Origin of the sequence: Methylibium sp. T29-B, from assembly GCF_000576225.1 — a bacterium.
In the GTDB taxonomy this organism is placed as follows: Bacteria; Pseudomonadota; Gammaproteobacteria; order Burkholderiales; family Burkholderiaceae_C; genus Methylibium; species Methylibium petroleiphilum.
Genome location: NZ_AZSN01000159.1, coordinates 1 through 8,104, shown reverse-complemented (window position 1 = coordinate 8,104; position 8,104 = coordinate 1). Strand labels below are relative to the sequence as shown.

General features: G+C 71.0%; 9 protein-coding genes. 5 read left to right on the top strand and 4 right to left on the bottom strand.

What is annotated here, in order from left to right:
• On the top strand, positions 1–350 hold a 350-nt coding region (locus Y694_RS17990; RefSeq protein ID WP_036235022.1), incomplete at its 5' end, for an aminotransferase class IV.
• Positions 347–1,009, top strand: coding sequence for an HAD family phosphatase (locus Y694_RS17985; RefSeq protein WP_036235019.1), 663 nt, complete (start codon positions 347–349; stop codon positions 1,007–1,009). The genes Y694_RS17990 and Y694_RS17985, both read left to right, overlap by 4 nt.
• A gap of 164 nt (positions 1,010–1,173) precedes the next feature.
• Here Y694_RS17985 and folE2 read toward each other — a convergent pair whose 3' ends face one another.
• From folE2 to Y694_RS17965, 4 genes are all read right to left on the bottom strand, one after another.
• A complete protein-coding gene (gene folE2, locus Y694_RS17980) occupies positions 1,174–1,995 on the bottom strand; it encodes a GTP cyclohydrolase FolE2 (protein WP_036235016.1) in 822 nt (273 codons plus the stop codon).
• Positions 1,996–2,122: 127 nt separating this feature from the next.
• Positions 2,123–4,018 (bottom strand): 1-deoxy-D-xylulose-5-phosphate synthase, encoded by a 1,896-nt coding sequence (dxs, locus tag Y694_RS17975; protein ID WP_036235014.1) that lies wholly within the window; start codon positions 4,016–4,018, stop codon positions 2,123–2,125.
• Positions 4,019–4,025: 7 nt separating this feature from the next.
• The gene (locus Y694_RS17970; RefSeq protein WP_036235013.1) at positions 4,026–4,919 is read right to left on the bottom strand and encodes a polyprenyl synthetase family protein; all 894 of its coding nucleotides are present in this window, start codon (positions 4,917–4,919) and stop codon (positions 4,026–4,028) included.
• Entirely contained in the window at positions 4,916–5,176 is a 261-nt protein-coding gene (locus tag Y694_RS17965) for an exodeoxyribonuclease VII small subunit (RefSeq protein ID WP_036235012.1), read from the bottom strand. The genes Y694_RS17970 and Y694_RS17965 overlap by 4 nt, the downstream gene beginning before the upstream one ends.
• A 270-nt stretch (positions 5,177–5,446) precedes the next feature.
• On the opposite strand from Y694_RS17965, the gene Y694_RS17960 reads away from it, so the two are divergent.
• From Y694_RS17960 to Y694_RS17950, 3 genes are all read left to right on the top strand, one after another.
• On the top strand, positions 5,447–6,607 hold the full coding sequence (locus Y694_RS17960) for an aromatic ring-hydroxylating dioxygenase subunit alpha (RefSeq protein WP_036235011.1): 1,161 nt from the start codon (positions 5,447–5,449) through the stop codon (positions 6,605–6,607).
• A gap of 59 nt (positions 6,608–6,666) precedes the next feature.
• Complete coding sequence (locus Y694_RS17955; RefSeq protein WP_036235009.1) at positions 6,667–7,563, top strand: DMT family transporter; 897 nt, start codon at positions 6,667–6,669, stop codon at positions 7,561–7,563.
• 141 nt (positions 7,564–7,704) lie between these two features.
• The coding region (locus Y694_RS17950; protein ID WP_036235007.1) for a sulfurtransferase at positions 7,705–8,104 on the top strand (400 nt) is incomplete at its 3' end.

The window sequence follows — 8,104 nt, the reverse complement described above, 5'->3', positions numbered from 1 at the left end:
TGCCCGAGCCGCGGCCGCTGGCGGGCCACAAGACCACGCTGCGCGCCGCCTACGACGCCGGCGTGCGGGCCGCCGAGGCCGTCGGCGCCTTCGACAGCCTGTTCTTCACGGCCGACGGCCGGCTGGTCGAGGGCGGCCGCAGCAACGTGTTCCTGCAGCTCGACGGCCGCTGGTGGACACCGCCGCTCGCCGACGGTGCGCTGCCCGGCGTGATGCGTGGCCTGCTGCTCGAGGACCCGGCCTGGGCTGCCGCCGAGCGCCCGCTGACGCGCGCCGACCTGGCGCGGGCCGAGGCCGTGGTCGTGTGCAACGCGCTGCGCGGTGCCGTGCCGGCCCGGTTGGCGACATGAAGCTCGCGCTGTTCGACCTCGACCACACACTGCTGCCCTACGACAGCGGCATGGAGTGGACCCGCTTCCTCGTCGCGCGCGGTGTCGTGGAGGCGGAGCAGGAAGCCGACTACCTGGCGCACTGCAAGGCCTATGTCGAGGGGCGGCTCGACATCGCGGCCCTGCACCGTTCGATGTTCGCGCCGCTGACGCGGCTCACGCGTGCCGAGCTGTCGCACTGGCTCGACGAGTTCGAGACCGAGGTGTCGACGCGGCTGCCCTACGCCGCCCGCGTGCTGGTGGCGCGCCACCTGGGCGTGGGCGACCTGTGCTGCGTCGTCACGGCCACGTCGCGCCTCATCGCCGAGCGCTTTGCGCGCGCCTTCCGCATCGAGCACGTGCTCGCCACCGAATCGGCGGTCGACAGCCACGGCGTGCCGACCGGCGAGATCGTCGGGGCGCCCTGCCACGGCACCCACAAGCTCGACAAGGTGAAGGCCTGGCTCGACAGCCAGGGCCGGCCGCTGGCCCGGCTCGAACACAGCTGGTTCTACAGCGACTCGGCCAGCGACCTGCCGCTGCTGCGCGCCGTGCGCTACCCGGTCGCGGTGCGCCCCGACGCTTCGCTGCGGGGAATCGCGCAGTTCGAGGGCTGGCCGATCGAGATGCTGGGGGGCTGAGGGCGGCCGCGGCCGCCGCTCACCGGCGCGTCATTCGCGTTCGATGACGGCGAAGGCCTGAGTTTCGGTGTGGGTTGTGACAACGCTCACTTTCGCTGCGCGAAGTGAGCCGTTGCCGCAACCCTTCGGGCGCCGACCCGGCGCCGCCCGCGCTGCGCGCGAGCTCATTCGCGTTCGATGACCGCGAATGCCGAATGGTTGTGGATCGACTCGAAGTTCTCGACCTCGACGCGGTAGCGTCCAATGCGGGCGTCGGCGTTGAGCCGCAGCGCCACGTCGCGCACCAGGTCCTCGACGAACTTCGGGTTCTCGTAGGCGCGCTCGGTGATCCACTTCTCGTCGGGGCGCTTCAGCAGGCCCCAGATCTCGCTCGACGCCGAGGCCTCGGCGAAGCGCACCAGCGCCTCGAAGCCGAGCTCACCGTGGACCTCGGCGCGGATCGTCACGTGCGAGCGCTGGTTGTGCGCGCCGTAGTCGGAGATCTCCTTCGAGCACGGGCACAGGCTCTTGACCGGCACCACCACCTCGCACCACACCGTCGTGCCGCTACCGGCACGGTGCTCGGCGATCCAGGCGCCCTGGTAGTCGAGCAGGCTCGACACGCCGGACACCGGCGCATGCTTGCGGATGAAGAACGGGAAGCGCGCCTCGATGCGCCCCTCGACCGCATGCAGCTTGTCGAGCATCACCGCCAGCTCGTCGCGCAGCGCGGTGGCGTCGAGCGGCTTGCCGGAGGCGCTGAGGGCGTCGAGCCAGGCGACGAAGCGCGACATGTGGGTGCCCTTCTGCTCGGCCGGCAGCGCCACATCGAGGCTCCAGGACGCCACGGTCGGCGAGAGCTGTTCGCCGATGCGCACGGTGAGCGGATAGCGCACTTCCTTGACGCCGACACGCTGGATCGCCAGATGGCGTTCGTCGCGCTCGCTCTGCGTGTCGGGGATGTGTTGCGTCAGGCCGAGGGCAGAGGCGTGGGTCATGTCGTTCATGGGCGTCGCGCCGGCCGGCGTGTGCGGCTTCGGGCGTTGAATTCGTTCGCGAGCATGACAGTTTGTATCAGACGCGGCTGTTGCAAGGGCGACAGGGGCCTTGTCGCCTCGATGGCGGCGATAGTCCTCAGCCGTTGATCGCCGGCCGCACCAGCTCGAGCTTGGCGCCGAAGCGCTTGAGGATGCTCTGCTCGATGCCCGCGGCGTCCAGGCCCAGCTGCGCGAGCAGCTTGGCCGGGTCGCCGTGCTCCACGAACTCGTCGGGCAGGCCCAGCGTGAGCACCGGCAGGTTGACGCCGGCGGCCTGCAGCGCCTCGAGCACCGCGCTGCCGGCGCCGCCCTGCAGGCAGCCTTCTTCCACCGTGACCAGGGCCTCGTGGCTGCGCGCGAGGCTCAGCACCAGCTCGGTGTCCAGCGGCTTGATGAAGCGCATGTTGGCCACCGTCGCGTCGAGCTTCTCGGCCGCGGCCAGCGCCGGATAGAGCAGCGTACCGAAGGCCAGGATCGCGATCCGGCGACCGCCGCCGCGCGCCTCGCGCCGCAGTTCGCCGCGTCCCCAGGGCAGCGCCGTCAGCTCGGGCTGGACGGCCACGCCGACGCCCGCACCGCGGGGGTAGCGCACGGCCACCGGATGTTGCTGCTCGAACGCAGCGGTCAGCGCCTGGCGGCATTCGTTCTCGTCGGCCGGCGCGATCAGGCTGAGGTGGGGCACGCAGCGGACGTAGGCGATGTCGTAGGCCCCGGCGTGCGTGGCGCCGTCGGCGCCGACGATGCCGGCCCGGTCGAGCGCGAACACGACCGGCAGGTTCTGGATCGCGACGTCGTGGATCAACTGGTCGTAGCCGCGCTGCAGGAAGGTGGAGTAGATCGCCACCACCGGCTTCAGCCCTTCGCAGGCCAGGCCGGCGGCGAAGGTCACGGCGTGCTGCTCGGCGATGCCGACGTCGAAGTAGCGGTCCGGGAAGCGCTGCTCGAACTCCACCATGCCGGAGCCCTCGCGCATGGCGGGCGTGATGCCGACCAGGCGCGTGTCCTTCGCCGCCATGTCGCACAGCCACTGGCCGAACACCTGGGTGAAGCTGGGCTTGCCGGGGGCGGCCTTCTTCAGGCCCTCGGCCGGGTTGAACTTGCCCGGGCCGTGATAGGCCACCGGGTCGGCCTCGGCCAGCTTGTAGCCGTAGCCCTTCTTCGTGACCACGTGCAGGAACTGCGGGCCCTTGCGGTCGCGCAGGTTCTCCAGCGTCGGGATCAGGGAGTCGAGGTCGTGGCCGTCGATCGGGCCGACGTAGGTGAACCCGAATTCCTCGAAGATGGTGCTGGGCACGATCATGCCCTTGGCGTGCTCCTCGAAGCGGCGCGCCAGCTCGAGCAGCGGCGGCGCGTTCTTCAGCACGCTCTTGGCGCCCTGGCGGGCCGCGCTGTAGAAGCGCCCGGACATCAGCCGCGCGAAGTAGCGGTTCAGCGCGCCCACCGGCGGCGAGATCGACATGTCGTTGTCGTTCAGCACCACCAGCATGTTGGCGCCGGACACGCCGGCGTTGTTGAGCGCCTCGAAGGCCATGCCGGCGGTCATCGCGCCGTCGCCGATGATCGCGACCGAACGGCGATCCTCGCCCTTGATCTTGGCCGCCAGCGCCATGCCGAGCGCGGCGGAGATGGAGGTCGACGAGTGCGCCGTGCCGAAGGTGTCGTACTCGCTCTCGTCACGGCGCGGGAAGCCGCTGATGCCACCGAGCTGCCGCAGGCCGGCCATGCGGTCACGACGGCCGGTCAGGATCTTGTGCGGATAGGTCTGGTGGCCCACGTCCCACACCAGCCGGTCCTGCGGCGTGTTGAAGACGTGGTGCAGCGCGATCGTCAGCTCCACCGTGCCGAGGTTGCTCGACAGGTGGCCGCCGGTCTGCGACACGCTGGTCAGCACGTGGTCGCGCAGCTCCTGCGCCAGTTGCTTGAGCTCGGCGCGCGACAGGCCGCGCAGGTCGGCCGGCTGGTCGATGGTGGACAGCAAGGGATAGGACTTCATGGACGGTTCAGCAATCGCGCTCGACGACCTTGTCGGCCAGCACGCTGAGCCAGGCCGCGTCGGGCAGGCCGCTGCGGGCCAGCGCCGCCTGGGCCTGCTCGCGCAGCGTCTGGGCCCGGCGCTTCGCCGCGCTCAGGCCGAGCACGGTCACGTAGGTGGGCTTGTTCTGGTCGGCGTCCTTGCCGGCGGTCTTGCCGAGCGTGGAGGAGGCCTGGGTGACGTCGAGGATGTCGTCGACCACCTGGAAGGCCAGGCCGAGCGCCGCACCGTACTCGGAAAGCGCCTGCCGGGCCTGCGCGCTCGCATCGCCGCAGGCCGCACCCATCATGACGCTGGCCTGCAGCAGCGCACCGGTCTTGCGGCGGTGCATGTCGCTCAGCGACTGCTCGTCGAGCGGCCGGCCGATGCTGGCCAGGTCGATCGCCTGCCCACCGGCCATGCCGTCCTGCCCGGCGGCACGGGCCAGCAGTCCGCACAGTCGGGCCTGCAGCGCCAGCGGCACGCTGTCGTCCTCGGGGGTCAGCACCTCGAAGGCCAGGGCCTGCATCGCATCGCCGGCCAGCATGGCCTGCGCCTGCCCGAACTTCACGTGCACGGTGGGCTTGCCGCGCCGCAGCACGTCGTCGTCCATGCAGGGCATGTCATCGTGGATCAGCGAGTAGGCGTGAATCAATTCCACCGAGCAGGCTGCGCGCAGGGCGGCCTCGCTGTCGGTCGCGCCGACGGCCTCGGCCGCCGACAGCACCAGCAACGGACGCAGGCGCTTGCCGCCATCGAGCACGCCGTAGCGCATGGCGTCGCCCAGGCCGGCCGGCGCCAGCGCCGGCACCCAGCGTTCCAGCGCCGCCTCGACCTGCTCGAGGCGGTCGCGCGACCAGGCGTCGAATTCGTCGCGCTTCATGCCGCCGTGGCCCAGGGCTTGAGTTCGCCGGCCTCGAGCACCTGCACCTGCTGCTCCACCGCTTCGAGGCGCCCGCGGCAGTAGCCGAGCAGGACCGCGCCGCGGCGGTAGCTGTCGAGCAGGCGATCAAGCGGCAACTGGCCGGCCTCCATGGCCGCGACCAGTTGTTCGAGCTCCACCAGCGCCGCCTCGTAGCTGGCGGGTTCGGCGTCAGGAATCGAGGGGCTGGGCCCGCTGGCGTGTGCTTGCTTGGCCATGTGATCGCGTCAAAACCTGATTGTAGTCAGCCGGGCGTCAAGCCATGCCGGGGTGCGTGAGCATTTGTGAGGCGCCTCCACAGGCTCCGCCGCGCAATGGCCCTAGGGATTGCTGTCATCGGACCGCGCCTCCCCCGGCTCCCGGAGCAGAGGCCGATAGAATCCCATCTCCTCCCTGCAGCACGCAGGTGCCCCTGCCGTCGCCGTGACGGCGTGGCGCCCAAGCCGTCACCGACGGCCGGCACCGGATATCGGAGACCCCTTCGGATCATGTCCGACCTGAGCATCACCCGCGAAGTCCTCGGGCGCAGCCGCGCGCAGCTGCCCGTGTCGAGCTATTTCGACGAGGATCTGTACCGCCGCGAGGAGGAGCTCATCATCCGACCTGGCCCGCGCTACGTCGGGCACGCGCTCTCGGTGCCCGAGGTCGGCGACCACCATGCGCTTCTGCAGGAAGGCGAAGGCCGGGCGCTGGTGCGCACGCCGCAGGGCATCGAGCTGATCTCCAACGTCTGCCGCCACCGCCAGGCGGTGATGCTGCGCGGGCGCGGCAACACGAAGGACCACATCGTCTGCCCGCTGCACCGCTGGACCTACGACCTGTCGGGGCAGCTGGTCGGCGCGCCGCACTTCCCAGACGACCCCTGCCTGCACCTGAACAACTACCCGGTGCAGCAGTGGAACGGGCTGCTGTTCGAGGCGCCGCGGGAGGTGAACGGCCAGCGGATCGGTCGCGACGTGCACGCCGACCTGGCCGGCCTCGCGCTGCCGCCGGAGTTCGACTTCTCGGGCTATGTGTTCGACCGCGTGCACCTGCACCAGTGCGACTACAACTGGAAGACCTTCATCGAGGTCTACCTCGAGGACTACCACGTCGGCCCCTTCCACCCCGGGCTCGGCAACTTCGTCGCCTGCGACGATCTGCGCTGGCAAATGGGCCCCGAGCACTCGCTGCAGACCGTCGGCGTGGCGCGCCATGCCGGCGAGGCGCTGGGCAAGCCCGGCTCCGACGTCTATGGCCGCTGGCACCAGGCGCTGCTGAACTACCGCCGCGACGCGCACGACAGCGCGCCGCCGAAGCACGGTGCCATCTGGCTGACCTACCACCCGACGGTGATGCTGGAGTGGTACCCGCATGTGCTGGTGGTCTCGACCCTGGTGCCGCAGGGGCCGCGCAAGACGCTCAACGTGGTCGAGTTCTTCTACCCCGAGGAGATCGCCGCGTTCGAGCGCGAGTTCGTCGAGGCGCAGCAGGCCGCCTACATGGAGACCTGCGTGGAGGACGACGAGATCGCGCTGCGCATGGATGCCGGGCGCGAGGCGCTGTGGCGACGTGGCGACGACGAGTTCGGCCCCTACCAGAGCCCGATGGAAGACGGCATGCAGCACTTCCACGAGTGGTATCGGCGGCGCATCGCGCTGCCGCGCTGACCGCCGCGCCGCCCCAGGGTCGCCCAGCGCGGCCCGCCTTCCGGTTCCGGACCCGCGCAATGCCTGCCTCCTTGTTGATGATGCTCGCCACGCTGCTGTTCGCGGCGATGAGCGTGTGCGTCAAGTACGCCTCGGCGCACTACGGCACCGGCGAGATCGTGTTCTACCGCGGGCTCATCGGCGCGCTGTCGATGGCGGCGCTGCTGCACCGGCGAGGTGACGGCGTGCGCACGCCGGTGCCGGCGATGCACTTCTGGCGCAGCGCCAGCGGCGTCACCGCGCTCAGCCTGTGGTTCTACTCGATCGCCGGCCTGCCGCTGGCGACCGCGATGACGCTGAACTACATGTCCTCGGTGTGGATGGCGCTGTTCCTGATCGGCGGCGCGATCATGCTCGGCGGCGCGCGCACCGACGGCCGGCTGATCGCGACCGTGCTGGTCGGCTTCATCGGCGTGGCGCTGATCCTGCGGCCGACGATGGAGCGCGACCAGCTCTGGTACGGCCTGATGGGCCTGCTGTCGGGCCTGCTGTCGGCGGTGGCCTACCTGCAGGTCACCGCGCTCGGCCGGGCCGGCGAACCGGAGCCGCGGGTGGTGTTCTATTTCTCCGTCGGCGGCATGGCGGCCGGCCTGCTGACGGCGCTGCCGTCCGGCGGGTTCACGGCCCACACCGACACCTTCGCGGCGCTGATGCTGCTCGCTGTCGGCGGCTTCGCCACCGCCGCGCAGTTGCTGATGACGCGCGCCTACGCCACCGGGCGACCGCTGGTGAACGCCAGCCTGCAGTACCTCGGTATCGTCTATTCCTTCATCTTCGGCGCGCTGCTGTTCGACGACCCGGTCACGCCGATGGCGCTGGGCGGCATGGCGCTGGTGGTGGCTGCCGGCATCGCCGCCACGCAGTTGCGCAACCGCGCGGCGCCGCGGGATGCGGTGCAATCGACCCTTGAAACATGACCCACCCCCGTTGCGCCTTCGGCGCTCCCCCTCCAGGGGCGCCGCTGGCGGACCGGCGGAGCCGGATCCGCGGCGGCCGCGCGCTGCCTCGGGTCGCTTGCGAGGAGAAGTGAGTTGAACCGTGTTGCCTCGACCCTGCCCATGCCGCTGATCGACGCGGAGGCGCTACGCGAGCGGCTGGCTGCCGGCGCGCCGACCGTCGTGGTCGACACCTCGTTCGACCTGGCCGATCCCGCGGCCGGCGAACGCAGCTACCGCGAGGGCCATCTGCCCGGCGCCCACTACCTGCACCTCGACCGCGACCTGGCCGACCACACGCCGGCCGCCGACGGCCGCTTCCGCGGCCGCCACCCGCTGCCGACGCGCGAGGCCTTCGCCGCAACGCTGACGCGCCTGGGCATCACCCCGGCCACGCCGGTGGTGGTCTACGACCGGCAGGGCGCGATGTTCGCCGCCCGCGCGTGGTGGATGCTGCGCTGGCTCGGCCACCGCGAGGTCGCCGTGCTGGACGGCGGGCTCGCCGCATGGCGTGCGGCCGGCG